Source organism: Jiella mangrovi, from assembly GCF_017815135.1.
GTDB classification, from domain to species: domain Bacteria; phylum Pseudomonadota; class Alphaproteobacteria; order Rhizobiales; family Rhizobiaceae; genus Jiella; species Jiella mangrovi.
The window spans coordinates 1-26,070 of sequence record NZ_JAGJCF010000016.1 but is presented as its reverse complement, the minus strand read 5'-3'; the positions used below and the strand labels follow the sequence as shown (position 1 = coordinate 26,070).

The 26,070-nt window shown below is 63.6% G+C and carries 15 protein-coding genes and 1 pseudogene; 10 read left to right on the top strand and 6 right to left on the bottom strand.

The annotated features are described in order from the left end of the window. Positions 1–20: 20 nt before the first annotated feature. The 7 genes from J6595_RS17605 to J6595_RS17575 all read left to right on the top strand — a co-directional run bounded on the left by J6595_RS17605 (position 21) and on the right by J6595_RS17575 (position 9,070). Entirely contained in the window at positions 21–1,400 is a 1,380-nt protein-coding gene (locus tag J6595_RS17605; RefSeq protein WP_209596160.1) for an aromatic ring-hydroxylating oxygenase subunit alpha, read from the top strand. Positions 1,401–1,405: 5 nt separating this feature from the next. Continuing rightward, positions 1,406–2,683 (top strand): cystathionine gamma-synthase family protein, encoded by a 1,278-nt coding sequence (locus J6595_RS17600; RefSeq protein ID WP_209596339.1) that lies wholly within the window; start codon positions 1,406–1,408, stop codon positions 2,681–2,683. Then, a complete protein-coding gene (locus J6595_RS17595; protein WP_209596158.1) occupies positions 2,680–4,287 on the top strand; it encodes an FAD-dependent oxidoreductase in 1,608 nt (535 codons plus the stop codon). Before J6595_RS17600 ends, J6595_RS17595 begins: the two co-directional genes overlap by 4 nt. A gap of 64 nt (positions 4,288–4,351) precedes the next feature. Next, a complete protein-coding gene (locus J6595_RS17590) occupies positions 4,352–5,521 on the top strand; it encodes an NAD(P)/FAD-dependent oxidoreductase (RefSeq protein ID WP_209596156.1) in 1,170 nt (389 codons plus the stop codon). Between the two features lie 363 nt (positions 5,522–5,884). Further along, the gene (locus tag J6595_RS17585) at positions 5,885–7,045 is read left to right on the top strand and encodes an NAD(P)/FAD-dependent oxidoreductase (RefSeq protein ID WP_209596154.1); all 1,161 of its coding nucleotides are present in this window, start codon (positions 5,885–5,887) and stop codon (positions 7,043–7,045) included. Between the two features lie 291 nt (positions 7,046–7,336). Further along, positions 7,337–8,227, top strand: a complete 891-nt coding sequence (locus tag J6595_RS17580) for a fatty acid desaturase (RefSeq protein WP_245198757.1) — start codon at positions 7,337–7,339, stop codon at positions 8,225–8,227. 21 nt (positions 8,228–8,248) lie between these two features. After that, the gene (locus J6595_RS17575; RefSeq protein ID WP_209596150.1) at positions 8,249–9,070 is read left to right on the top strand and encodes a phosphate/phosphite/phosphonate ABC transporter substrate-binding protein; all 822 of its coding nucleotides are present in this window, start codon (positions 8,249–8,251) and stop codon (positions 9,068–9,070) included. 251 nt (positions 9,071–9,321) lie between these two features. Here the strand turns inward: J6595_RS17575 and J6595_RS17570 are convergent, their stop codons facing one another. Genes J6595_RS17570 through J6595_RS17555 form a run of 4 tightly spaced genes read right to left on the bottom strand, consistent with a single transcriptional unit; the run spans position 9,322 to position 14,898 of the window. After that, positions 9,322–11,379: an ABC transporter ATP-binding protein gene (locus J6595_RS17570; protein ID WP_209596148.1), complete on the bottom strand. Its 2,058-nt coding sequence runs from the start codon at positions 11,377–11,379 to the stop codon at positions 9,322–9,324. Then, complete coding sequence (locus J6595_RS17565; protein WP_425342168.1) at positions 11,376–12,269, bottom strand: ABC transporter permease; 894 nt, start codon at positions 12,267–12,269, stop codon at positions 11,376–11,378. Before J6595_RS17565 ends, J6595_RS17570 begins: the two co-directional genes overlap by 4 nt. Continuing rightward, entirely contained in the window at positions 12,266–13,231 is a 966-nt protein-coding gene (locus J6595_RS17560) for an ABC transporter permease (RefSeq protein ID WP_342453241.1), read from the bottom strand. The genes J6595_RS17565 and J6595_RS17560 overlap by 4 nt, the downstream gene beginning before the upstream one ends. Positions 13,232–13,236: 5 nt before the next feature. Further along, the gene (locus J6595_RS17555) at positions 13,237–14,898 is read right to left on the bottom strand and encodes an ABC transporter substrate-binding protein (protein WP_209596146.1); all 1,662 of its coding nucleotides are present in this window, start codon (positions 14,896–14,898) and stop codon (positions 13,237–13,239) included. Positions 14,899–15,173: 275 nt separating this feature from the next. On the opposite strand from J6595_RS17555, the gene J6595_RS17550 reads away from it, so the two are divergent. Together J6595_RS17550 and J6595_RS17545 are read left to right on the top strand one after the other, a co-directional pair. Continuing rightward, positions 15,174–15,953: a tetratricopeptide repeat protein gene (locus tag J6595_RS17550; protein WP_209596144.1), complete on the top strand. Its 780-nt coding sequence runs from the start codon at positions 15,174–15,176 to the stop codon at positions 15,951–15,953. Positions 15,954–16,615: 662 nt separating this feature from the next. Beyond that, on the top strand, positions 16,616–18,004 hold the full coding sequence (locus tag J6595_RS17545) for a P-loop ATPase, Sll1717 family (RefSeq protein WP_209596142.1): 1,389 nt from the start codon (positions 16,616–16,618) through the stop codon (positions 18,002–18,004). 1,005 nt (positions 18,005–19,009) lie between these two features. Here the strand turns inward: J6595_RS17545 and uvrB are convergent. Further along, positions 19,010–22,309, bottom strand: coding sequence for an excinuclease ABC subunit UvrB (gene uvrB / locus J6595_RS17540; RefSeq protein WP_209596140.1), 3,300 nt, complete (start codon positions 22,307–22,309; stop codon positions 19,010–19,012). 303 nt (positions 22,310–22,612) lie between these two features. On the opposite strand from uvrB, the gene J6595_RS17535 reads away from it, so the two are divergent. After that, on the top strand, positions 22,613–25,963 hold the full coding sequence (locus J6595_RS17535) for an SIR2 family protein (protein ID WP_209596138.1): 3,351 nt from the start codon (positions 22,613–22,615) through the stop codon (positions 25,961–25,963). Here the strand turns inward: J6595_RS17535 and J6595_RS17530 are convergent. Further along, positions 25,960–26,070: pseudogene (locus J6595_RS17530) on the bottom strand (IS630 family transposase); the annotation flags it as partial. The gene J6595_RS17535 and the pseudogene J6595_RS17530 overlap by 4 nt on opposite strands.

The following is a 26,070-nucleotide window of genomic DNA, read 5'->3' as shown; positions in this document are numbered from 1 at the left end:
CTGCCCATAAAGGAGACACCATGCGCGACTTGTCCATGATTGCGGCACTTTTCGCCGAGCGCAAGCCGGGCCATTCACTGCCCCAGGCTCTCTACAACAGCGCGGACGTCTACGAGTTCGATCTCGAGGCGATCTTCGGGCAGTCCTGGATCCTCGCGGGCTTTTCCTGCGAAATCCCGCAGCCACGCGGCTACATGGCCTTGACCATCGGCCGCTCGCCGGTGGTGATCACGAGAGATCGCGACGGGGCGCTCAGGGCCTTCCACAATTCCTGCCGGCATCGCGGGGCGCAGGTCTGCGCCGACGGATCGGGCGGCAAGGCGCGCCTGACCTGCCCTTATCATCAGTGGGTCTACGGCCTCGACGGAAAGCTCGTCCATGCCGGCGACATGCAGCCGAGCTTCGATGCCGGCGAGCATGGGCTGAAGCCGATCCATGTCGAAGAGGTCGCCGGCGCGGTCTTCGTCTCGATGGCCGAGCGACCGGACGCCTTCGACCGGTTCCGTGCCGGGCTCGAACCCTTGCTCGCGCCGCATCGCCTGGGCGAAGCCAAGATCGCCCACCAGAACACGCTGGTGGAAAAGGGCAACTGGAAGCTCGTGATGGAGAACGCCCGCGAGTGCTATCACTGCGCCGTCGGCCATCCGGAACTCGCCGTGACCTTCCCGATCAACGAGGCGCGCGGGGGCCAGTTCGCCAAGGAAAACGATCCGCATCACCTCTCGTTCGACGCGCGGCTCGCCGCCGCCGGTCTCGCCAAGGGGCCGTGTCTCGGGCCCTGGTGGCAGATCGAGCGCTTCCCGCTTCGTGAAGGCCAGGTGTCCCTGACGATGGACGGGCAGCCGGCGGTCAAGAAGCTGATGATCGAAGGCGACGATCCCGACGTCGGCTCGCTGCGCTGGGCGATCGAGCCGCACAGCTTCTGTCATTCGACGGCCGACACGACCGTCTATTTCAGCGCCATGCCGACCGCCGCGGGTGAGACGGTGGTGACCTGCAAATGGCTGGTCCACAAGGACGCGGTCGAGGGCGTGGATTACGACGTCGAGCGGCTGACGAGGCTCTGGAACGTCACGAACATGCAGGATCGCGATCTCGTCGAGCTCAACCAGCGCGGCGTCAATTCGCTGGGTTATACGCCGGGGCCCTATTGCACGGACCGCGAATCCTACGTGCAGCTTTTCGTCGACTGGTATTGCGACAAGGCGCAGGATTTCATCGCCGCGCGCAGTGGCATCGACCGGCGGCCGCGGGCGGCGGAGGTGGCGTCGACCGTCGCTGAGACCTTCGCCGGCGCGCTCGCCGGGAGCGAACCTGCCACCGGGTACGCATGGGCAGACCGCTCGCCGGCCTACCCCTTCGAGGGTGAGGCGGCCGAGCAGCGGCCGGATCAGGCGTGAGCGGCGTGAAACGGCCGGAAAGACCGGGGTCGGCCCCCGGCAGCGATCTCCATCCCGATACGCTGGCTGTCGGCTTCGGCTACGATCCCGAGACCGCCTATGGCGCGGTGAAGCCGCCGATCGTCCTCTCCTCGACCTTCGCCTATCCCTCGGCGGCGGCCGCCAAGGCCGTGCACGAAGCCTATTTCGACGGTCCGTCTCCGGAGCGCGACGCGCCCTACATCTATGCCCGGCTCGACCATCCGGGATTGTCGCTGCTGCAAAAGCGGCTCGCCGTCCTCGACGGTGCCGAGGATGCGGCGGCCTTCGCTTCGGGCATGGCGGCGATCTCGGCGACGATGCTCGCTCATCTCAAACCCGGCGACAGCGTCATCCATACGACGCCGCTCTATGGCGGGACGCACGGCCTCCTTTACGGACCGCTCGCCGGGCTCGGCATCAAGGCGGTGCCGATCGCCGACGGCCTCAGCGAAGAGAGCGTCGCGAAGGCGGCGGAGGTCGCGCGCCAGCACGGGCCGATTGCTCTCATCCATGTGGAGTCCCCCGCCAATCCGACGGCCGGCATCGCGGACATCGAGATGATCGCGGAATTTGCCGACGAGCTGGCAAGGCGGCAGGAGAAGCGCCCGGTCATCTCGGTCGACAACACCTTTCTCGGCTCGCTGCTGCAACAGCCGCTGAAGCACGGCGCCGATCTGTGCATCACGTCGCTGACCAAATATGCCGCCGGGCACAGCGACCTTCTCGGCGGCTGTCTCACCGGATCGCTCGAGCGGGTCGGCCCGGTGCGCATGCTGCGCACGCTTCTCGGCACGCATATGGACCCGTTCACGAGCTGGCTGTTGCTGCGCTCGCTGGAGACCTATCCGCTTCGCAACGGCCGGGCCAATGCCAATGCCGGCGCGATCGCCGCCTTTCTGCGGGATCATCCAAAGGTCGAGAGCGTCACCTATCTCGGCTTTCTCGACGAGGGCTCGCCGGCAAAGGCGGTCTACGATCGGCAATGCGGCGGGGCGGGATCGACCTTCTCCTTCTCCATCAAGGGCGGCGAGGCTGAAGCCTTCGCGATGCTCGACCGCTTGAAGGTCTTCCGCATGGCGGTCAGCCTCGGGGGCACGGAAAGCCTGATTTGCCATTCGGCCTCGACCACGCATTATCTGGTGCCGGCCGAAATCCGCCGCGAGGTCGGCGTCACCGATTCCTCGCTTCGCATCTCCGTCGGGATCGAACATCCGGACGATCTCATCGCCGATCTCGCTCAGGCCCTGGACGCAATCCGATGACCGCAGTCACGCTTCCGCCCCCCGATCGCTTCTCGCTCAGGGGCAAGACCGTCGCCGTCGAGGAGCGCGCCGAAATCCTCGTCGTCGGTGCCGGCGCCGCCGGTTGCGCGGCGGCGATCGAGGCTGCGAAAGCCGGCGCCTCGGTGGTGCTGGTCGACGAGAATCCGGTCTCGGCGGGGCTCGTGGGGATGGACGTTCCGTTCTATTTCGGCGGGCGCGCGACCAACGCCGTGCAGACGCCTGAACGTCTGGTCGAACAGGCTTTGGAGACGAGCCCCGCGCTGGCGGAGGCTCTGGAACTCGGCGTCGACATACGGCTTTCGACGAGCGTGTGGGGCGCATGGGTCAATGCGCCCGGCCTTTGCGGCCTTGCGAGCGGCGTCGCCGGTCTGGCGGACGAGAGGAAAAGCTGGCTCGTCGGCTTCGACAGGCTGGTCATCGCCACCGGGGCCCGGGATCTCAACTTCACCTTTGCCGGCTCGGACCAGCCGGGCGTGATGGGCGCGCAAGGCTTTCACACGCTGATCGCGCGCTACGACGCCTTCGCCGGCCGGCGGCTGGTCATCGTCGGCTCGGGCGCTCTTGCCACCCAGACGGCGCAATCGGCGCTGGAGCGGGGCCTTGAGGTGGCGGCGCTGATCGAAGTCCGCGATGAGCCGCAGGGGCCGGCCGATGCGGTCGCGGCGCTCGAGGCGAGGGGCGTCGAGATCGTCACAGGCCACGTCCCGCTGGCCGCCCATGGCAATGCCGAGGGCGTCACCGGTCTCGTCGTCGCCGATCGTGACGACGCCGATCACCGCCGCGAGATCGCCTGCGATACCGTCGTCATGGCGGTTGGAAGCGTGCCGGTCATCGAACTTCTCGACGTCCTCGGCGCGAAGCGCGAGATGGCCCCGGATCGCGGCGGCCACGTGCCGGTGGTCGGGGAGGACGGCGCGACGTCGCTTGGCGAGATCTTCGTCGCGGGCGATTGCGCCGGCCTTGGAAGCGGCGCCGAGGCGGCCGGACGACGGGCAGGGCGCGCGGCGCTCGCCTCGCTCGGCAAGGCGGTCAGCGCGACAGGCGCCGACGAAACAGTGACGCAGGACGCCGCGCTCAAGCAGCCCGCCGGGCTTGCCTATCAGCTCGATTGGGCCCGCGCGATGCTCGCGACGGGCGGCGACGACGTCCTTGCCTGCATCTGCGAGGGCGTGACCCGCGGCGATCTCCTTGGCGTCAGGCCGCCGCGCTATCTCGACTGGCGTTCGAATGCTCCCGGCCGGCGCGATCTTGCGACATTGGCAGAAGAGGGGCCGGTCAATCAGGATCAGATCAAGCGGCTGACCCGGGCCTGCATGGGCCAGTGCCAGGCGCGGCGCTGCCGCGAGCAGGTGGCGCTGATGATGGCGATCGGGGCGGGGGTCCCGGCCGAAAGCGTGCCGCTTGCCGGCTACCGCGCGCCGGTGCGGCCGCTGCCTTTGTCGGTACTGGCGGACTGGGAGGAGGGCGCCGACATGGATGCCGGCTGGAACGTCTGGTTCGGCATAGCCACCCAGTGGATCGGCTACGAAGACATCGGCACCGAACGCGAGGCCGAGCAGCTTCGCGCCGGCATGCCCTATTGAAGCGACGCATCGTGCTTTGCAAAAATCCTTTCGGATTTTCGGCCGATGCTGTGAGGAGACACCCATGAGCGACAAGGGCACATCGGTCGTCATCGTCGGCGGCGGCGTGACCGGGCTTTCCGCCGCCTGGTGGCTGGCGCGCTCCGGCGTTGCCGTGACGGTGATCGAAAAGGGCATCGTCGGCTTCGAGGCGTCGGGCCGCAATGGCGGCGGCTGCACCCATTATCAAAGCCCGCTGTTTCACGAGGAGCAGCGGCTGTGGCCGCAGATGGACGAGCTTCTCGGCTATCCGACCGAATATCAGCGCGGCCGCGTCATCTTCCAGGTCGATCCGCGCAAGGAGCGTTTCCACGAGGGCCTCGGCCTGCGGCTTCCCAAGGGCTATGACTGGGAGGTGCTGGAGCCGAGACAGGTTCGCGGGCTCGTTCCGCTCGCCGGCGACAACGTCGTCTCGGGTGTGCGCTTTCATTTCGGCGGCCATGCCAATCCGCAGCGGACCTCGCAGGCCTATGCCTGGGCCGCGCAGGATCTCGGCGCGAAAATCATGCAGCACACCGCCGTCACGGGTCTTGTCACCTCAGGCGGAAGGGTGACGGGTGTCGAGACCGCGCGATGCACGATCGGCTGCGATGCGCTCGTCGTCGCGGCGGGCCCGCAGACCGGCAAGCTCCTCGCCATGCTAGGCATCGACCTGCCGATGGCGGCGGCGCGGGCCGAGATGATCGTCACAGAGCCTCTGGAAATGATGCCCTTCACCGGTGTCGACGGCAACGGCCTTTATGGCCGCCAGACCCTGCGCGGCAATCTCGCCTATGGCGGCGGCCCGCATGAATGGTTCGACGACGTCGGGCTCGAAGAGGCGCCGCCGAAGCCCTCGGGCTCGGTCACACGCAATCTGGCGAAGCGCGTCGCCGAGCTGTTGCCCAAAGCCGCCCATGCCCGGGTGATCCGCTCCTGGTCCGGCGTCATCGAGAACACGCCCGATGGCCGGCCGGTGATCGAACGGCTGGCCTCGCCCGACAACGTCACCGTCGCCACCATGTCCAGCGTCGGCTTCGGCCTGTCCCCGGCGACGGGCCACGCGATCCGCGATCTCGTCATCGACGGCGCCTGCAGCTTCGCCGACCTGTCGAAGCTGTCGCTGTCGCGTTTCGAGGGGCTGAGGCCCGACTGGCGCGAGCATCTCGGCTGGCTGGCGCCGGGGGCGGTGGAAGCAAGGGTGGCGGCGCGTTGATGCGGGACTTCGCCGAGCCCGGCGACGTTGCCGCACGAGCGACTGGAGCGGATGGAAAACCCGGCGTGATCAAGCGCCCTTGTCTTTCGCAAACCGCTCCGGCAGGGCCGCGGCGACGCCACCATCGTCATTCTCGGGCCCCGTCCCGAGAATCCAGGGGCGGCCGCCGCTGCGCCGGCAACGCCCGCCTTTGCAGCGGAGACGGAGAGCGCCCGACGATCTCTAGATTCTCGGGACGGGGCCCGAGAATGACGACGCGTTGGATGAAGACGCGCTTTCAACATTCGGCGTTTGCCAGCTAAAATGCCATTGAGAACTGGCACCCATCGGCCCAGAAGCCTCTTGCAGAAAGCCTCTGATCCCATGTCACAATCCCGCGGCAAGATCTTCGTCGTCGGCGCCGGCATTGCCGGTCTGTCCACTGCCTGGGCGCTGACGCGCCGGGGCTTTTCCGTCGAGGTCTTCGAGCAGGGGGCGATCCCCAATCCCCGCGCCTCCTCCTATGACGAGCACCGCATCACCCGCCATGCCTATGGCACGCTCGAGGGCTACGGCTATCTGATGCCGCGCGCCTTCGCGCTCTATGACGAACTGTTTGCCGATATCGGCGCGCGGCACTTCCTGCCGGGCAGCGTCGTCTACTTCATGCGCGACGACGTCGACTGGTACGAGCCGGTCTCGCGGACGATGACGGCCATGGGCAAGCGCTTCTTCGACATTCCGCTCGCCGAGGTGCCGGACCGCTTCCCGATGATCGAGACGGACGGTCTGACACGGGTGGTCGAGACGGAGGAGGGCGGCATGCTCTTTCCGATCCGCATCCTCACCGATCTCACCGTCTGGCTCGGGAATCAGGGTGTCGTGTTCCATTCCGACGCAAGGGTCAGCGACATCGACCCCGAGGCCGGCACGCTCGTCGCCAACGGACAGACCCATCGCGCCGACAGGATCGTCATCGCCGCCGGAGCCTGGGTCAACAAGCTGACGTCGCTGGTCGAGGACGTGGTCGTGCCCTCGCGCCAGGCGCTGATGTATATCAGCGCACCGACCGACATGGTCGACGCCTGGAGCAAGGCTCCGGTGATGATCGATCTCGGCACCGACAGTGGCACCTACACGCTGCCGCCGAAGAACGGCACGCGGCTGAAGATCGGCGATCACGTCTTTACGCGCCAGGGCGACGCCGATGGCGACCGCATCGCCACCGAGGCCGATCTCGCCCGGCTGAACCGCGCGGCGCGGCTCGCCTACAAGGACTTCGATCGCTACCGGGTGCTGGAGCGAAAGATCTGCTTCTACACCACCACCCGCGACGCCAGCGAAGAGTTTCAGGTGAGGCCCTTGGGCTCCAGGGCCTGGGTCGTCAGCGCCTGTTCCGGCCACGGCTTCAAGCTCGGCCCGCTGATCGGCGACGGCGTCGCGGCGGCGATCGCCGGCGAACGCTCGCACGAGGACATGGTTCGCTATGCGGCGGGCCGCATGTCGCTGGAAGAGGCGCTTGCGCTGGAGCGGGCAGGGACGTGAACGTCGGGAGCGGGGGCGGCTGTGCGATCGGGACGTGGTCGTTCGGCGCTCGGGACAGGAGCGGTGAGATCGTATGAATAGGCGGCTGACTATTTAGCGGGATTCTTCTCCCGGCTGTTGATAAAAATCATAACTCCTAGGCAAACAGCGACAACTGTCATCACGGCTTGGTGAAGTGCGTGATTGTATGCGCAACTGTTTTGCCCGAATCATGGGCGCATGACGACAGCGCCTCGAATCTCAGCAAAGCCCTTTCGGCACGGCCAGGCCCTCGAATGGCCGACGGCCCTCTTGGCAATCACGATCTACGCCGGCTGGGGGCTCCTCGGCTTTTTCCACCATCTCATTCCCCTGTGGCTGCTCGTACCTGCCGCGGCCTGGACGATCGCCTGGCACGGCTCGCTGCAGCATGAGATCATTCACGGCCATCCGACACGCTGGCGAAGAGTCAATCGCGCGCTCGGCTTCGTGCCGCTGTCGCTTTTCGTGCCGTTCGAGCGCTACCGGACGCTGCATCTGTGCCACCATCGCGACGATCGGCTGACCGACCCGCTCGACGATCCCGAATCCTACTACTGGTCCGACGAGGACTGGGCGAGGCTGAGCCCCCTCGCTCGCGGTCTGGTCGAGGCGCAGACCTGCCTCGCCGGCCGGCTGGTCATCGGCCCTCTCTGGTCGATCTCGCGCTTCCTGTTCACCGAGTTTCGGGCGATGCGGGCCGGCGACCGCGTCGTTGCGGCGATCTGGGCGCGCCATCTCGTCGGCGTCGCGGTGATCCTCGCCTGGCTGTGGAGCGTCTGCGGGCTCTCGCCGCTCGCCTATCTCCTGATCTTCGTCTATCCGGGCACCGCGCTGCAGCTCGTGCGCTCCTTTGCCGAGCACAAGGCGGACGGGGCGGTGTCGAAGCGCACGGCGATCGTCGAGGGCTCGCCGATCCTGGCGCTGCTCTTCCTCAACAACAACCTCCATGCTGCCCATCATGCCCATCCGACGCTTCCGTGGTATTGCCTGCCAAGCTGGTATCGCGAGAACCGCGGGGCGCTGCTTGGCGGCAATGGCGGCCTCCTCTACGAAGGCTATGGCGAGGTCTTCCGGCGGTTCCTGCTCGCCCCGCATGACCGGCCGCCGCATCCGCTCGGACGTGCACCGGACAAGGTGGATGGCGGCGAGGCGGCGGCCTGAGCATTTCTGGAGGGATACGCCGTGCCCCGCATCGCCAGCCCCGTCGCCAGCCTTGGAATGTACGACATGCCATGGCTGAATCGGGCGAATGACGCGCTTTGGGAACAGATTGCCGCGCGGCTCGCGGCCGCTGGAACGATCGACGTTCCCGACCGGCTCGATCGGCACCGGCCGCTCCTGGAAATCTGGCGCGACCCGGCGCTGCTTTTCGCCCAGACCTGCGGTTATCCGCTGATGACGGCCTTGCAGGGCACCGTCACGCCGTTTGCCGCGCCGGTCTACGCTTGGCCCGGCTGCGAGGGTGCTCGCCATTGCAGCTTCATCGTCGTCGCCGCCGGATCGCCCGTCGAGACCCTTGCCGACCTTCGCGGCAGGCGCGCGGCGATCAACGGGCCGGACTCCAATTCCGGCATGAATCTGTTCCGCCACGCGGTTGCGAAGCTTGCCGGCGGCGGGCGGTTCTTCTCACACGTCGTCACGACCGGCAGCCATCTTGCGAGCCTCGACCACGTCGCTCGAGGGAAAGCGGATATCGCAGCGATCGATTGCGTCACCTTCGCTCTGATCGCGCGGCACCGGCCGGAGCTCGTCGAAGCCGTCCGGGTGATCGGTGAGACTGCCAAGAGCCCGGCCTTGCCGTTCGTCACCCGCGCCGGCGCAACGCCGGATGAGATCGCATTGCTGCGTGAGGCGGTGTTCGATGCGATTGCCGATCCGGGCCTTGGCGGGGCGGTGGAAGAGCTGGGTTTGCGGGGGATAGAGCCGGTTTCGGCGCAGGACTACGCGGTCGTGCTCGGTCTTGAAGAGGAGGCGGTTGCGGCGGGATATCCGACTTTGGTTTGACGTCGCGCCCGGTTACCCCCCTCTGCCTGCCGGCATCTCCCCCCCAAGGGGGGAGATCGGAGGCTTTGCAGTCGATCGCGTTTCTTTCACCGGATCTGCAAGGCTAAAGCGTTGCAAGGTGGGACAGGCAGAGGTTCCAAGCGATCTCCCCCCTTGTGGGGGAGATGCCCGGCAGGGCAGAGGGGGGCGCCTCGGCGCCGAGCCTTCGCACTTGACGGCGCAACCACAGCGGTTCCCACCGCCGCGCCTCCTCAACCATTCGCCTCGACGATTTCGACACCCTTCATCTCCCGTCCGCGCCCCATCTCGCTGCGGTCGAGATGGCAGCGGATGGCGTGGCCCTCGGTGTCGGCGGAAAAGCCCGGCTCCTCGGTTTCGCAGATCGGGCCGAATTTCCGCGGGCAGCGCGTGTGGAAGACGCAGCCGGACGGCGGATTGACCGGGCTCGGGATCTGGCCTTCGAGCCGGATGCGCGTGCCGCGCTCGCCGGTGACCGTCGGCGCGGCCGAGAGCAGGGCCTCGGTATAGGGGTGGTGCGGGCCCGTAAGGACGCTCTTCGCCGGGCCGATCTCCATCAGCCGGCCGAGATACATCACCGCGATGCGGTCCGACAGATGCCGCACGACGCCGAGATCGTGGGAGATCAGGATGTAGCTCACCTGCCGCTCGGCCTGCAGCTCGGAGAGAAGATTGAGGATCGCCGACTGCACCGAGACGTCGAGGGCCGAAGTTGGCTCGTCGCAGACGATGACGCGCGGATCGGCGGCAAACGCCCTGGCGACCGCGACACGCTGCTTCATGCCGCCGGAGAGCTGGCGCGGCTTGGCCGGCAGCTGGCGCGGGGTGAGGCGCACGGCCTCGAGCAGCTGCGTCACGCGGGTGTTGCGTTTCGCGCCCGTGATGCCGGCGAGCCGTTCTACCGCCCGGCCGATCAGATGCTTGACCGTATGGGCGCGGTTGAGCGCCGAATCCGGGTTCTGGAAGATGATCTGGATGGCCTGGATCGCTTCACGTGGGCGAGCGTGGACGCTCGCCGCCACCGGCGTCCCGTCGAGGCTGATGGCACCGCCTTCATCATGCTCGGCAAGGCCGAGGATCAGATTGGCAAGGGTTGACTTGCCGGAGCCGGATTCGCCGACGAGGCCGAGGGTTTCGCCGGGGTTGAGCGTCAGCGAGACGTCGCGCAGCGCCTGGACCTGGCGGTTGCCGGGAAGCTCGTAGGTCTTCGACAGGCGTTCGAGCATCAGCACCGGCTGGACGTCGGGGCCGCGCTCGGGCGTGTTGACGGGCGGCGGCTCGCTCATGCGCGGCAGGTCGTCGATGCGGTCGTGGAAGTGGCAGCGGCTACCGCGCCCTTCGCCGACGTCGTAGAGCGGCGGTTCCTCGGAGCGGCAGCGATCCTCGGCAAGGCCGCATCGCGGGGCGAAGACGCAGCCTTTCGTGATCGAACCCGGCACCGGCGGAAAGCCGGGAATGTTGTCGAGCGCCGGCCCGCCCTTGAAGCCGGCACGCGGCAGGCAGCGCAAGAGCCCGGCCGTGTAGGGGTGGCGCGGATCGGCAAACAGCGCCCGGGCCGGGCCTTCCTCGACGAGCTTGCCGGCATAGAGCACGCCCACCCGATTGCACAGCGAGGCGACGGCCGCGAGATTGTGGCTGATGAACAGGACGGCCGCGCCAAATTCCTGGCGCAGCGTGTCGACGAGGTCGAGCACCTCCGCCTCGATCGTCGCGTCGAGGCCGGTGGTCGGCTCGTCGAGGATGAGAAGGGCGGGGTCTTTCGCCAGCGCCATGGCGATGACGACGCGCTGCTGCATGCCGCCCGAAAGCTGGTGCGGAAAGCTCGCCATGACGCGGCCGGGATCGGAGATGCGCACCCGGCCGAGGATCGCCTCGCCGCGTTTTCGCGCCTCGGCGGATGATGCGCCGAGGATCTCGTAGACCTCGGCCATCTGGCGGCCGACGGTGAGTGAGGGGTTGAGCGCCTTGCCGGGATCCTGGAACACCATGGCGACGTCGTTGGCGCGCATCTTGCGCAGCGCCGCCGTGCCGAGCTCCATCACGTCCTTGCCGGCGACCCGGGCATGTCCGCCGGAAATCCGCCCGTTCGGCGGCAGGACGCGCTGGAGCGCGAGCGCGACGGTCGACTTGCCGGAGCCGGATTCGCCGACGAGACCATAGGCCTCGCCTCGCTCGATCGTCAGGCCGACATTCGACAGAACCGGCAGATCGCGGCCGCGCACGGTATAGGCGACGCTGAGATCGTCGAGATGAAGGGCCGGAGCCGAGGCGTCGCGGGCGCGGTCTGTCATTCGGCAACGGCCCTCTGCAAACCCTCGGCGACGAGATTGACGCCCACCACCAGCGAGGCCGTCGCGACGGTCGCGGGGACCACCGTCCACCAGAAGCCGCCGACGAGAACGCCGTAATTCTCGGCGATCGCAAGGCCCCAGTCGGGCGAGGGCGGCTGCACGCCGAAGCCGAGGAAGGAGAGCGAGGCGATGGTGAAGATCGCATAGCCGAGCCGCACCGTCGTCTCGACGATGATCGGCGGCCAGATATTCGGCAGGATCTCGACGAACATCACATGCAGCGCGCCTTCGCCGCGCACCGCGGCGGCAGGCACATAGTCGAGATGGCGCTCGGAGAGGACGGCGGCCCTGACCGTGCGGGCGACGAGCGGCGTGAAGACGAGGCCGACGACGACCGCGACGGTGGGCGTCGAGGGCCCGAGCGCGACGAGCACCATCAAGGCGACGATGATCAGCGGTAGCGACAGCATCACCTCGATCAGCCGGCCGACGATCGCATCCACCCAGCCGCCGAAATAGCCCATGACGAGGCCGACGATGGTGCCGAGAACCGTGCCGAGAAGGGTCGCGAGCGGGGCGATGGTGAGAATGTCCCGCGCGCCGACGAGGACGCGGGAGAAGACGTCGCGGCCGATCTGATCGGTGCCGAACCAGTGTGCGGCCGAAGGCGGCGCCAGCGTATTGAGGAGATCGTCGGCCAGCGGATCGTAGGGCACGAAGTAGGGCGCGAAGGCCGCACAGAAGGCCCAGAACAGGACGATCGCCGCGCCGATGAGAAAGGCCGGGCTGCGCATCAGGATGCCGAGGGTCGTACGCTCCTTGCGCATCGTCGGCGCGGGTGCCGGCGGCGAGGTCGTCGCGGCTTCGGCGCCGTCGCTCGTGGCGCTCATTTGCCCAGCTCCGCGCGAAGGCGTGGGTTCAGCATCACGGTGAGGCAGTCGGCGATCAGTGTCGCGATGACGAAGAAGGCGCCGATCGTCAGGATGCCGGCCTGCAGCATGGCGAAATCCTTCGCCTTGGCGGCGCTGAGGACGAGATTGCCGATGCCCTGATAGCGAAACAGTGCCTCGACGACGACGAGGCCGCCGAGCGCATAGCCGGTCTGGGCGGCGATGACGGCGATGGTCGGCACCAGCGCGTTGCGCAGGACATGGCGGATCAGCACCGTTCGCCAGGGCAGGCCCTTGAGGATCGCCGTTCGGGTGTAATCTGACGACAGTGCCTCGATCGTGCCGGCGCGCGCCATCCGCGCGATATAGCCGAAAAGGACGATCACCAGCGGCAGCGCCGGCAGGATCAGATGTTCGATCTGGACGAGCGGCCCGGCACCGTCCGGCCAGCTTGCCGAAAGCGGCAGCCATCTGAGGATCACTGCGAAGACGAGGATCAGTGCGATGGCCGAGACGAATTCGGGGATCACGGTCAAGGACAGGCTCGCCACCGAGATGATCCGGTCGATCGGCTTGCCGACGTTCAGCGCGGCGACGACGCCGGCCCCAACGCCAAGCGGCACGACGATGATGAAGATCACCCCGACGAGCTTCAGGGAGCGCAGCAGCGCTTCGCCGACGAAGGGCGCCACCGGCGCCCGGTAGGCGTAGGACTGGCCCATGTCGCCCTCAAGCATGCCGCCGACCCAGGAGAGGTAGATCTCCACCGGCGGTCGGTCGGCGCCGAGCTCCTTGTTAAGCGCGGCGACCGCCCGCGCATCGGCGAGCGGCCCGAGCACGGCCCGGCCCGGATCGCCGGGCAGGACCTGCGCGCCGAGAAAGACGACGACGCTCACCAGCCACAATGTCAGAAGGCTGAGGCCGAGACGGCGCAGCAGGAAGCGCCCGAAGAGCGATTTCACAGCCGTCAGCCGACGGTCGCTTTTTCGAGGAAGATCTGCCCCATGGCCGTCGGCTGAATGCCCTGCACATTGGGCGAAGTGGCGGTCAGATAGTCGTAGAAATACGGGTAGATGATCGGCGTTTCGTCGAGCAGCAGCCGCTGGATCTTGCCGGCGACCTCCTTTTGCGCGTCGAGATCGAGGGCGGCGACGTAGTCGGTGACCAGCTTGTCGTATTCGGCGTTCTTGAAATTCGCCGCGTTCCAGGTGCCGTCGCTCTTCAGGGGCGCGGTGAGGAAGACGTTCGGAATGCCGCGATGGCCGTAGTCGGTCATGCCGAATTCCGAATCCAGCCAGTCCGACTTGCCGGGGACGGCATCGCCGTAATAGGCGCCGGAATCCTCGATCTTGAGATTGACGTTGATGCCGATCTCGGCCGCCGCATTCTTGATCAGGCTGGCGAGCGCGGGAAGTTCCTGAATCTGCATGGTGGTGAAGGTGACGTCGAAGCCGCTCGTTCCCGCATCCGCCATCAGCTGCTTGGCCTTTGCGATGTCCTTCACCCGCTGCTCGACCGTCTTGTCGGTGGAGGGGAAGATCGGCGCGAAGGGCGAGTCGTTGCCGACGACGCCCATGCCGCGGAACAGGCCCTGGACGAGACGCGGCCGGTCGAGGGTCAGCGCCATGGCCTGGCGCACCCGCTTGTCGGCGAAGGGCCCGGACTGGCACTTCATGTGGATCTCGCGATGGGCATTCGACGGCAGCTGGATGATCTTCACCGCCGGATTGTTGAACAGGCTCTGCGAGCCCTGCACCGTCACCTGCTGGATGACGTCGACCTGGCCGCCGAGAAGGGCGAGCACCTGCGGCTGCTGGTCGTCGTAGAAGCTCAGCTCGACGCGATCGAGCAGCGGCGCGCCGCCCCAGTAATCGGCGTTCTTCACGAAGGTCGCGCCGACCTTCGGCGTGTATTTTTCCAGCTTGAAGGGGCCGGTCCCATTCATCTCGGCTTCGAAATTGCCGGAATAGTCCGCCGGCAGGATGATGGCGTTGTAATTGTCGGAGGAGAGATAATAGGGAAAGTTGCCGTTCGGCGCGTCGAGATGGAAGGCGACGGTGTGGTCGTCGACTTTCTTCGTGCCGCCCTTCGACAACACGCCCTTGAAGGCGGAGAGTGCGTTCGAGCCGTTGTCCGGGTCGGCGAGCCGCTCGATCGAGGCGACGACGTCGTCCGCCGTCATCTTGCGCCCATCGTGGAATTTAACGTCGTCGCGCAGCTTGAAGGTCCAGACCGAGCCGTCCTCGTTGGGCGACCATTCGGTGGCGAGCATCGGCTTCAGCACGAGGTCCGGCCCGTCGAGCACCAGGAAGTCGCCGACCTGTTGCAGGACGAGCAGGCCGTACTGGTCGGCGACCGTCACCGGGTCGATCAGGCCCGAGGGCGCGATCAGCGCGATGCGGATGGTGCCGCCCGGCTTGCCGTTCTGGGCGAGCGCGCTCGTGACCGGATCGAAGCCGAAGCCCTTCATGGCCGCGGCCATCGCCGCGACCGACAGCCCGACGCAGGCGCCATGGCGCAGGAAGGAGCGACGGTCGAGCCGGCCCGACAGGAACGCGTCGAGCACGTGGTTCTCGAGGTCGTTGCGGCCAAGCCGCCACTTCCCGAGATTTCGGATGATGCGAGACATGGCGGCGGTCTCCGTTTGATCTGGAACGGATACAATCAAGTTTCCAGGCCAAGGGCAAGCGTGCCGACCACCGCCGCCGTCGCGGGCCGGGGGACCGTTGCCGGCCGTGGGCACGGGCGTCTCATGCCGCCCCCTTGGCGCATGGCGGTCGCCGCACGCGAAAAGTCCCCGCACGCGCAAATCCATTGTCCGGCGATGGGGCCATATGATAAGCCGCGCAGAATGTCATGCGGGCGCCCGGCGCTCGCCACGGTGCACTGGAAGGCCACGATCAGATGGAAGCGGAAACCCGGAAAGACACCGACATCCTTCGCATCAAGAAGATGTTCCCCGCCCTGCCGCTGATGTTCATCTCCTATTTCGACGAGAGATATTACGGCAGTCGTTTCCTGGCCTCTTCGAAGCCCGGCGCAAAGCCCGATCGCAGCCTGACGAAGGCCACCTGCATCGAGCATTTCATGACGCGGGGTCTGGAAAAGGGCCTGCCGTTTCGCGAGGGCTTTCACTTCGACCGGGCGTTCTACGCCACGACCTATCTGCACCGGCCCGACATGCCGCTCGAAGAGGCCTATCGCCATTACGTCACGGTCGGGATGATCTCCGACAGGTTTCCCAATGCGAAGCGATACATCGAAAACCGCCTCGGCCATTCCCTGGCCTTCGCCTCCGCCGAGGTCGCCCTGCCGCTGGCGCCGGTCGACCCCGCTGTCGAACGCTTCCCCGAACGCCTCGATGCGATGATCAACCTGATCGGCGACGAAAGCGTCCAGATCGAGATCGACGACGCCAGCGCCGCCTTCGTTCTCGCCGTCGCCCTTTATCACCGCAACCGCAACGAATGGCCCAAGGCCTTCATCGCCATCCAGAAGCTCCTGCGCTGCGTGCCGGACTATGAGCCGGCCTATCCGCACTATGCCGAGCTTCTGGAAAAGACCGGCGTCTACCCCGTCTCGCGCGCCTATTACGACCGCGCCCTGGCAACGGCGGACGAGACGAAGCGCGGCTATTACAGCCTGAAGATCCGCCACTGCGATCACATGATGGCGGCGGGGTAGGACACTGCCAGGGCTGCCCGGCTCGCCTCTGGGGGGCGCTGCGCGGCTTTTGTCTGCCTCCCAAGGGACAGTCGCCTACCTGATCGAAGGGTTCAGGCGCCGGCCGGCGCTTCACCCGCCGCGCCTTTTCAGCGCGGCGACCCCAAGCGGACCGATCCGCACCGGCGCCGTATGACGCGAGCACCCTTCGAAAGGCTCAGGAAGCGGCACCGGGAGGCGGTCCGGGACGCCCGCCCTCCGGAAGGGCGAACAGCGCCAAGACCGCGTCGCCAGCCCGCGAACGCTGCCGGCGAGCGCCCGTGCCCGGTTCCCGTCGACTGGTGTCGGGTAGACCGGCGATGGGGGGAGTATGGGGGAAGGGTGAGGGGGTGGGGATAAGATTTTTGGGGAGTGTGAGGGGAATCAGGGGGTTGGTAGGCAATGGGGAGGGAGATATTGGCGGGGGAAGGACGAAGCGTTCTTTCTCCCTCAGGGGAGACAAAATGATAAAAATCGCAAGAGCGTGGTTTTGCCGAGTTGCGGTGCAGCGCCCAACGCGTGCGCGTCGTCTTTGGCTTCCGAGGCGTATCCTACGTGCAGAGAAGTTCAGCACCACCTTACATTGCCATACATGCCGGGCGGCGCTATGACGGAGGCTACGAGGACACCTTAGAGGCAGTGAGATGAAAACATTCAATTTGTCAGATATGCGGTTTGGAGATCTTGATGCAAAAAATGAAATAATCAAGCAGAACAAGATAGGATCAAGTGTCTTTTTCAATTCATTCGTGATGCCTCCGGCTCTTGATATCGGACAAATACTGGGCGGATCGACCGTGTTTGTCGCCGGAAACAAGGGAACAGGTAAGACTGCGCTCCTGAGATTTATAAAAGAACAGCTGGATTCTGATCCGCGTTGCGTAACCCATATGGTATTATTCAAGTCGAACATTACGGAGGAAGAGCGTAGCGGACTTTCAAAAATCGCAGGCTTTTCAATTGTTGAAAGGGATAACTCTCGAAGTCTTGCCTTTGAGCAAGATTTCAAGCAGTTTTGGATGATATACATTCACAAGACGATTGCGTTTCTCGTCAAGGGTATTTATGATGAGGGCGATGTACCGGAATCAGTCGCCAACTATGTGAGTGTATTTGCGAGTGAATCGGATACCTGGTGGCAGAAAATCACAAAGATACTTCCGTTTACCGTCAACGGATCGATAGATCTTAAGCTAAATTTAGAGAAGCTCACGGCATCTCTGAACATAGGCGTTGCGGGTAAGGGCGATCGAACGTATAATTCATTTTCTGACATCGTCAATGATCTCGATGAATTGCTACTCGCAATACCTGGAATTCCAAAAAAGGTCTATATAATATTCGACGAGCTTGAAATTTTTTTCAATAAATCCGATCAGTTCGACCGAGATCGTAGAATGGTTCGGGACCTTATATTCGCCTTGACGAATTTCAACCAAAAATTGTCAGAGTACAGCTCAAGTTTCTTCTTTATTTCGGCCGTCCGTTCTGAGGTCTTGCACTCTGTTTCTGAAATTGGTCAAGAGGTCACGCGGGATGTGCAGGACCTAGGTTTTCGAATTAATTGGGACGAGGGTATGAATAGCGATGCTCATCCGCTTCTAGATATTGTCGAAAGGAAGATACGAAATTCATACGAAGAGAAAATGGGAGTGCCACTTCAAGGTGATGTGTGGAGTGTGTATTTTCCAGAAAAAATCGGAGATTTACCGATCAAACAATTCTTACTATACAATTCTTTGTTTCGCCCGAGAGATATTGTGAGGCGTCTGTCAGTAGCCCGCGATTTTAGGCCGGCGGCAACATCGTTTTCTCAGGCGTCATTCGATGAGACATCATTGTCGTACTCAAATGGTATCTGGGAAGAGGTTTTTGACGAATTGATTACAACATATACAATCGAGGAAGCTAGAGCAATAGAGTCGCTTTTTCTCGGTTTTTATTCGTATTTTTTCTTGGAAGAACTTTTCTACAGAGCGAAGTCGAAAATCTCCAGTGCCGCTCAAAAAAAATACTCACTCAAGAGTTTATAAGAGCAGCAATCATTGATTTGTATCGGCTGGGTGCTGTCGGTAATGATTTTCAAGTGCAAAATGTTCAGCGGAAGGAGTATCGGCAACGCTGGATATTTCGGGGCAATGCAGAGATATTTCTCGACGAACGCATGGCGGTTCATCGTTCTCTTTGGAAAAAATTCAGTTCCGCCGATCGACGTGGTATCTCGAGGATGGCAATATTCGATAAATCATGAAGGTGATGGAGTGCTGCTTTCGTTGCCGTTGCCTCTGTCTTTGGCTTGATGCGACGGCCTATTTTAAACTCCGGAGGATGCGCGGGTAATTGGGGTCTTTTGGCCTCGGCCGGAGCGACACTATTGGCCGGTGCTTGCGACCTCCCCGCCCCGGCCGGCCGGCCGGCCTTGGTCGGGCGGCGCTTGCGCTTCTGGTTGCCGGGGTTGTTAGGCGCCCCGGCCGATGCGTTCGCGGCGGAGGGGGTGGTATTCGGAAGGGGCGCGTCACCAACGCTTCGTCATCCCCGACGCTGCGGGCCGAGGATGACGAAGCGGAGGGGTGGGCGCCCGGTTGGGAGGCGTGTGCATGACGTCGGGCGAGAGCGCCGTCTCTCCCCCTTGTGCAGGGCTATCGCATATGGCGAATTCGGCGCTCGTTGGACGAAATCGATACTCGCAGAAAGTTTCCTTTTCCCCGCGAAAGCGTTCCATGGCTCCAGATTTTCGCCCCTCAGTTCTTTGCGCATTTCCATATGCGATACCCCTGCCCCCTTGTGGGAGAGAAAGCGACTTCATCGTCTTGGCGTAGCCAAGTGATAGAAATCGCAAGAGAGGGGTTTCACCGGATCCGGTTTTGCCGACGTCGGCGACCTCGTTGCGGTGTCACGGGTCGATGTTAGCGGCGATTGACGCGGTGAGACCCCTCTCTTGCCATTCTCAAGGTTTGGACCTCGCTTCGCTCGGCCCAACGCCTTGGAATGGCTTTCTCTCCCACAAGGGGGAGAGAGGGGCGCCCGTGTTTGCGGCCTTACCGCCCCGGCCGCCCGGTCTTCGAAGGCCGCCGCTTTCGCTTCTGGTCGCCGGGGTCCTCGTAGGAGCCGCGGCCGACGCGTTCGCGGCGGATGGGGGCGGGGGAGTCGTCCCTTGCCTGTGACGTCGAGCCCGGCGCGCCCCCCTCTGTCCTGCCGGACATCTCCCCCGCCGGGGGGGAGATCGGCTGTTTTGAGGGCGCCGGCTTTTCTGGTTTTGCCTTGCCGGTGGGCTTTTCGGTGCGGCCGACGGTCATTTCGTCGAGGGTGTTCTTGCGGAACAGGGACGGGCGGTCGGGGACCGCCGTGTCTGTGCCGGGGCCCATGTCATCCAAGGACGGCTTGCGGAACAGCGAGGCGGGGGCAGCGACTGTGCCGGAGCCGGGGGCCTTGAGGACCTCGCCGCGGGGGCCGAAGCGTTCGTCGCCTTGCGGGGCGCGGTCGCGCTTGGCCTTCTTGCCGTGCTTGGTGCGGCCGGTGGAGGGGCCCATGACGGATTCCTCCATGGCGACGGCGTCGGCAAGGGGGTCGGCGTCAGTCATCCCCTCATCCTGAGGTGCGCGCGAAGCGCGCCTCGAAGGGCGAGGGGATGTCCCGCCGCCGTTTCCGCCGCGCCCTCGTCCTTCGAGGGCCGTTCCGGCCGCCTCAGGATGAGGGCTCAGTTTTGAGGCGCCAGCGTCGGCGACGGCGTCGAGGGAGACGTTGCCGCCGAATTCCAGTTCCTTGGCATTGAGTTTCTTGATCTCATCCCGAAGGCGGGCCGCTTTTTCGAAATCCAGGTCGGCGGCCGCCTCGCGCATCTGCTTTTCCAGATGCTCGATATGGGCGCGCAGATTGTTGCCGACGAGCTCGCCTTCCCTGGCGTTCGGCCCGACGTCGACGCGGACGTGGTCCTTTTCGTAGTAGCTGTCGAGAATGTCGGCGATCTTGGCCTTGACGCTCGCCGGCGTGATGCCGTGTTCGGCGTTGTAGGCCTCCTGCTTTTCGCGGCGGCGGGTGGTCTCGGCCATCGCCCGTTCCATCGAGCCGGTGACCTGGTCGGCATAGAGGATGACCTTGCCGTCGACATTGCGTGCGGCGCGGCCGATCGTCTGCACGAGGGAGGTTTCGGAGCGCAAAAACCCTTCCTTGTCGGCGTCGAGAATGGCGACGAGGCCGCATTCGGGGATGTCGAGGCCCTCGCGCAACAGGTTGATGCCGACCAGCACGTCGAAGGCGCCGAGGCGCAGATCACGGATGATCTCGATGCGCTCCAGCGTGTCGATGTCGGAATGCATGTACCTGACCCGAATGCCCTGCTCGTGCAGATATTCGGTGAGGTCCTCGGCCATGCGCTTGGTCAAGACCGTGCAGAGGACGCGGTAGCCCTTGTCGACGGTCTCGCGGATCTCGCCGAGGAGGTCGTCGACCTGCGAGCGGGCGGGGCGCACCTCGACGGGCGGGTCGGTGAGGCCGGTGGGGCGGATCACCTGTTCGGCGAAGACGCCGCCGGATTCTTCGAGCTCCCAGGTCGAGGGCGTGGCCGAGACCGCCACGGTCTGCGGGCGCATGGCGTCCCATTCCTCGAAGCGCAGCGGCCGGTTGTCCATGCAGGAGGGCAGGCGAAAGCCGTATTCGGCCAGCGTCGCCTTGCGCCGGAAGTCGCCGCGATACATGGCGCCGATCTGCGGCACGGTGACGTGGCTCTCGTCGATGAAGACCAGCGCGTTGTCGGGGAGATATTCAAACAAGGTCGGCGGCGGGTGGCCGGGCTGGCGGCCGGTGAGATAGCGCGAATAGTTCTCGATGCCGGCACAAGAGCCGGTGGCCTCGATCATCTCGATGTCGAAGCGGGTGCGCTGTTCGAGCCGCTGGGCCTCGAGCAGGCGGCCGGCCTTTTCCAGTTCGACGAGGCGATGCTTGAGCTCTTCCTTGATCTGCTTGACCGCCTGATTGAGGGTCGGGCGGGGGGTGACGTAGTGCGAGTTGGCGTAGATCTTCACCGACTTCAGGTCGTCGGTCTTGGAGCCGGTGAGGGGATCGAACTCCTGGATCGCCTCGATCTCGTCGCCGAAGAGGGAGATGCGCCAGGCGCGATCCTCAAGGTGGGCGGGGAAGATCTCGATCGTGTCGCCCCTGACCCTGAAACTGCCGCGCTGAAAATCCATGTCGCGGCGCTTGTATTGCTGGGCGACGAGATCGGCGAGGAGCTGGCGCTGGTCGAGCCGGTCGCCGATGCTCATCTGAAACGTCATCGCCGTGTAGGTTTCGACCGAGCCAATACCATAGATGCAGGAGACCGAGGCGACGATGATGACGTCGTCGCGCTCGAGCAGAGCGCGGGTGGCGGCGTGGCGCATCCGGTCGATCTGCTCGTTGATCGAGGATTCCTTCTCGATGAAGGTGTCGGAGCGCGGGACGTAGGCCTCGGGCTGGTAGTAGTCGTAATAGGAGACGAAATACTCGACGGCGTTGTCGGGGAAGAAGGACTTGAACTCGCCATAGAGCTGGGCCGCCAGCGTCTTGTTCGGCGCGAGGATCAGCGCCGGGCGCTGGGTGCGCTCGATGACGTTGGCGACTGTGAAGGTCTTGCCCGAACCGGTGACGCCGAGGAGGACCTGGGTCTTGTCGTGATCGGCAATGCCCGAGACGAGATCGGCGATGGCGGTCGGCTGGTCGCCCATGGGCGTGTAGTCCGAGGCGATGCGGAAGGGCACGCCGCCTTCCGACTTGTCCGGCCGGGCCGGCCGGTGCGGCAGCCAGACCTCGCCGTTCTTGATCAGCGGGTTGCCCTCGGAGATCAGCTTGGTGAGCGCCTCGACCGTCGCGGTGACGCCGCCTTCGGGCAGCGACTTGGCATCCTCCAGGCTGACATCCATGCCGGCGACAGGATTGAGCCCGGCGGCAGCGCGCTGCTTCGGGTCGGAGGTGCCGCCCATGGAGGTGCCACGGGAGGTCTTGCCGGGTTTCTGCTCGGCTTTCGCCTTGGGCCCGCGCGCGGTCTTCGGCTTGGCAGCCGCTGCCTTGCCCGGATCGACGCCGGCATCGGCCGCCCGTTCCGCCGTGGTCTCGGTCGCCCGGGCGATCTCCTCGGCCCAACCGGAGATCGAGCCGGCATAGGCTTCGCCAGCGTCGAAGGACGCCTGCGGCGCCTCGCCGAACCCCTGCCGTTCGCCGGCATCGTCGGCGCGCGTCGAGGCCTCCGAAAAATCCTGCAACGGCCCGCGCCGCGCCGGCGCGGACGGATCGAAGGCCGGTTCATCGGGCGCCGAGTCAGAGGACTCGGGGCGGCGGGGGGATTTGCGGGGTCTGGAAGCCATGCCGGAACATATAGAGATCAGCCGGCGGGGAGGGAAGGTGGTGGCTGGGGTGTTTGGTTGTGGAAGGCGACGGTGGGTTTGCGCCCATCTCAGCCGTCAAGGTTCACCTTACCAATGCCTGAAAGCGGACATCACGGGTGACCAAGCAGGGGCCATTGCGCATGCCAAAAGGGTCATTTGACTCCTGCGCCCAAGCGTCACGCCCCGACGCAAGGTGAGGCTGCATGGTGACGCAACTCACAAATGTTGTAGTCTGACCCCTACGTGTCGGGTTCTATTATTTTCGCGCATAAGGGGGCGCACGTGAGGTTCATAAAAGACGGGCCATCAATCCCTGATGAGTTGCTTTGGGCACGCGATCAGGGGCGCGTCGTATTCTTTTGTGGTGCAGGGGTTTCTAGGGCTAGAGCGCAGCTTCCTGACTTCTTCGGCCTTGCGGAAGAGGTAATCACTTCACTGGGCGTGCCTAAAGACAGCCCTGCGTGCCGACTGGTGGAAGAGGCACGCGAGATCGATGACCGTGTTGGTGTGGCCGGAGTGATATCCGCTGATCGTGTCTTTGGCTTCTTGGAACGTGAATTCGTTGCCCGAGATATAGAGGCGGCAGTAGCATCCGCGCTGAAGCCACGCAGACCCTGTGACTTAAGCGCCCACCGCGTCTTGCTGGACTTAGCAACAAGTACCGACGGCGTGGTTCGCCTCGTCACAACCAACTTTGACCGATTGTTTGATGAATGTGGCCGCAATCTTCAGACTTGGCAGCCGCCGCGACTTCCCGATCCGCGACGAGCAGGTGAGCTAAACGGAATTGTGTATCTCCACGGTCGTGCCACCGAAGCATACGATGGCGCCGAGGGTGACGGCTTCGTTCTCTCGAGTTCGGAATTCGGGCGAGCTTACCTCGCGGACGGATGGGCGACGGAGTTCTTCCGATCCATTTTGGCGCGGTTTGTGGTCGTTTTTGTCGGTTATGCAGCCGACGATCCCCCTGTCCAATATCTACTTGAAGCACTGAACAAAGTTCCCGGTCGGCTGGATTATGTGTACGCTTTACAGTCCGGTGGTGAGGCCGACGCGGCGGCGCGATGGCGCCACAAAGGAGTGGAGGCTATCGCCTACGATGACTCTGATGGTCATGCAGCGCTTTGGCGGACATTGGAAGCTTGGTCTGCAAGAGCCAGAGATGTGGATGGCTGGCATCGAGACGTTATTCGCATGTCGCAACAAGGGCCTGAGGCTCTAGCTCCGCATGAGCGCGGGCAGGTGGCACACGTCGTGTCATCATACGAAGGTGCGAAACGCTTTGCAGAAGAGGAAATCCCGCCTCCTGCGGAATGGCTTTGCGTTTTTGATCCATATCGCCGCTATGCAAGACCGGGGCATTTGGGAACTTTTGTAGAGAAGGGCGAATACGTCGATCCTTTCGACCTTTACGGGTTGGACTCCGACTCTGTTCCGGACAAGCCCGAGCCCGACGAGCACAACGTAAGACGAGAAGTGCCAAGTGGTTCGTGGGATGCATTCGCACTAAACCGCATAGATCGTCAGGCGCTCAGAGACGATAATTTTCCGGCGCTGCGTGGACACTGGTCGAGAAACGCACCGCGATTGGTGCCCCGCATTTCCGTGTTGAGCCATTGGTTGACGCGAGTGTCTAACCAAGCCGCTAGCGTTTGGTGGGCGGCGCATCAATTTGCGCTTCATCCCGACATACGGGACCGCATCAGGAGCCAGTTGGAAAGTGCTTCGCAACCTTCGAAGCCGGAAATCCGTAAGGCCTGGAGGTATCTTTTCGAAAGTTGGGATTCATATCGGGGCGAATTTCATCGAGATATCTTTGAACTCGAGGCGCAGATAACGAAGGACGGATGGGATTCCGCCGCAGTTAGACAGTACTCATCTATTCGACAGCCGTATTTCGAATCCCAAAGTAACTATTGGGGAGGACCAAAGCCGCCGAGTTCGGGGGCCGATTTGCAGGTCGGTGATCTTGCGCAGATGGATGTAAAATATCCAGAAAAGCACGTGCAAATCGAAATTCCGGACGAGTGGTTAGCACAAACGGTAAGGGCCCTGAGCCGGAATCTAGAGGTGGCAGTTCTTCTGGAAAAGGAAATCGGGGGCTACGGCTTGATGGCTATTTGCCCCATCGTGGCGGACGACAACGTTGGCGACGATCAATACGAGCGCAACCACGGACTTGGCTCTCATATAATCGAGTATGCCGCTCTCTTGCAGCGGTTAGCGGAAATCAATCCTCAAGCAGCCAAATTTGAAGTCAGCGCGTGGGGTTCAGACGATCCGGTTTTCAATCGTCTGCGAATATGGGCGATGGGGAACAATACGCTAGTTCCTGTGGACGATTTTTTACGACAGGCCGGACTTCTGCCCGATGAGGCGTTCTGGGGCTCTCGTGACCAACGGGACTTGCTTCTGTCACTGAAACGTCGGTGGAATGAACTTAGCGAAACGGTACAGCAGCGCATTGAGGAAAGAATCGTTGCCGGACCTGATCGCTGGAAGGATGAAGAGGAACGGAAATTTATAGAAAGGTCGGCATTCGCCGTCCTCAATCGGGTACATTGGCTAGAAGACCAAGGTTGCAGTCTTAGGGTTGATCTGGCGAAGCTTAGTGAGGAACTTCAACGTCGCGCTCCCAAGTGGAAACCTGAATACTCCGCGTCGGCAGCTGCATCATTAGAGGGCCGAGTTGGCTGGGTTCGAACAGAAAAAGACACGTCCGGCTTGGTCTCAGTTCCTCTGTCCGCCATCTTGGCAAAGGCTAAAGAGCTCAGCGGGCGGAGCGAAGAGTTTGTGGAAAGGTCGCCTTTCTCCGGATTAGTGGAAGAAAAGCCCGTTAGAGCACTGGCAGCCTTGCATCTCGCTGCAAAGAATGGGGAATACCCTGAATGGGCGTGGCGCACATTCCTCACGGCGGAGACTCGCAAGAGTGATAGCTCGAGGTTCGTGCTGCTTACTGCCAGACGACTTCTATCTTATCCGCTGAAGGACGTTTCAGGGCTGATCTACCCCTTGTCAGAGTGGGCCGTAAACGTGTCCACGGCTCTTTCGCAGCGCGATGAGACATTATTCTTCGAGGTCGTTGGTAGAATTGCGGATATCATTCGTGCCGACCCTACCTCCGGCAATTCTGCGATTATCCGGGGAACTGGCGATCACGATTGGGCAACCGAGGCGCTAAATGCGCCCACTGGAAAGATCGCACAGGCCCTCTTCAATACTCCATCGACGAACGGGGTGGGCAAAGGGCAAGGGCTGCCGGAAAACTGGCTGAAACACGCCAATGCTCTTCTTGCCTTGGGGGGCGAGCCGAGGTGCCACGCCCTTGTCATATTCTGCCACAACCTCGTGTGGTTAAACTTCGTTGCTCTCGAATGGACGGAGACGAATCTTTCGCCAGTCTTACGAAGTGATAGCGGAGACGATAGAGATGCGGCTTGGGCAGGATTGTTTTGGGCTGCAAAAATTCCGCCACCAGCCCTATACAGAAAATTGAAGGGTGCGCTCATGCGCATCGCGACCACCAACACAATATCCAAGCGAGCACATGAACAAGTTCTGGCTGGCATGTTGTTGGTCGGTTGGGCCGCACCTGATACTGAGACCGGGCAACCTAGAGCGCATCCGGCTTAATCCGGTTCATAGCCGGCGGCGGCGAAGTAGTTGGCGCACTCGTCGGGTTTGAAGAGCGGGAGGACGGCTCCGACAGCATCCCATAGTCCGTCGACCGTTCGCTCGGC

Coding starts and splice junctions, on each gene's coding strand:
- J6595_RS17605 (WP_209596160.1), top strand. CDS start 21: ATGCGCGACTTGTCCATGATTGCGGCACTTTTCGCCGAGCGCAAGCCG.
- J6595_RS17595 (WP_209596158.1), top strand. CDS start 2,680: ATGACCGCAGTCACGCTTCCGCCCCCCGATCGCTTCTCGCTCAGGGGC.
- J6595_RS17590 (WP_209596156.1), top strand. CDS start 4,352: ATGAGCGACAAGGGCACATCGGTCGTCATCGTCGGCGGCGGCGTGACC.
- J6595_RS17585 (WP_209596154.1), top strand. CDS start 5,885: ATGTCACAATCCCGCGGCAAGATCTTCGTCGTCGGCGCCGGCATTGCC.
- J6595_RS17570 (WP_209596148.1), bottom strand. CDS start 11,379: ATGACAGACCGCGCCCGCGACGCCTCGGCTCCGGCCCTTCATCTCGAC.
- J6595_RS17565 (WP_425342168.1), bottom strand. CDS start 12,269: ATGAGCGCCACGAGCGACGGCGCCGAAGCCGCGACGACCTCGCCGCCG.
- J6595_RS17555 (WP_209596146.1), bottom strand. CDS start 14,898: ATGTCTCGCATCATCCGAAATCTCGGGAAGTGGCGGCTTGGCCGCAAC.
- J6595_RS17550 (WP_209596144.1), top strand. CDS start 15,174: ATGGAAGCGGAAACCCGGAAAGACACCGACATCCTTCGCATCAAGAAG.
- J6595_RS17545 (WP_209596142.1), top strand. CDS start 16,616: ATGAAAACATTCAATTTGTCAGATATGCGGTTTGGAGATCTTGATGCA.
- uvrB (WP_209596140.1), bottom strand. CDS start 22,309: ATGGCTTCCAGACCCCGCAAATCCCCCCGCCGCCCCGAGTCCTCTGAC.